This window comes from Desulfovibrio piger ATCC 29098 (assembly GCF_000156375.1).
GTDB classification, from domain to species: domain Bacteria; phylum Desulfobacterota; class Desulfovibrionia; order Desulfovibrionales; family Desulfovibrionaceae; genus Desulfovibrio; species Desulfovibrio piger.
Genome location: NZ_DS996391.1, coordinates 1 through 864, shown reverse-complemented (window position 1 = coordinate 864; position 864 = coordinate 1). Strand labels below are relative to the sequence as shown.

1 pseudogene is annotated in these 864 nt (G+C 58.4%); it reads right to left on the bottom strand.

The window, feature by feature from the left end:
- Nucleotides 1-495 (bottom strand): annotated as a pseudogene (locus tag DESPIG_RS12600) (reverse transcriptase/maturase family protein); the annotation flags it as partial.
- Nucleotides 496-864: the final 369 nt, after the last annotated feature.

The window sequence follows — 864 nt, the reverse complement described above, 5'->3', positions numbered from 1 at the left end:
GTCCCCTATGGTACGGGATACGATGCGCAACAGTATGTCATGGTCGATGGAGTAGAAATACTTGGTCACGTCCGCCTTGAGGACGTACACGCCGCCCCATCTGGCCTCTGCCGAGCGTAACATGGAAGAAAGGTAGTCGCTGGCGGCGTGAGTTCCTTTGCCGACACGGCAGGCGAAGCTCTGAGCAATAAAGCGTCGTTCAAAGCATGGTCCAATAACCTGCACCAGGGCGTGATGCACTACTCGATCCGCAAAACAAGGCGCATGAACTAAGCGGCGCTTAGGTTCAAAGACTTCAAAAGCCCGAAACGGCCCTGGTCTCCATTCCTTGGCGCGCAGGTATTCCCTAATCCGCAGCAGGTTTTCCTCAAGATGGACGTTGAACCGCATGACCTCGTTTCGGTAGCGCTTACCCCGCGAAGCCTCTTTGGCCGCTGTAAGCAGGTTCTCCCACTCCAGCACATGTTCCCATAGATGACGGGCAGTCTTCGGCATCTGTCTTCCCCAGATTCCCCGCGCCGCGTTCGTTGCCTACTTGCCGCGCGGGGAGGCTGCTGTTTCCCCGCTTCGCACCGGGGAGGAAACGATCCCCTTTTGCTCCTGTACCGTCCCGGAAGCCGTAGCCTCCGGGCTTCCGACGACTCGGAGCGAGAGCGGGACGGAACCCCACACGTCTATTGCGGTTGCTACGGTAGCATTCAAGGTCAAGGCCAAAAAGGCCCGCGCCGGAACTACGATTGTAGCTGCCGCCGCGCAACGCCACACCGAGACAAGCCGGATCGTTCCCCTTTGACGGCTGTATGCCGCCAACATCCTTATTACACAAACAGAACTCCCGCGCCGCGTTCATCACCTACTTGCCGC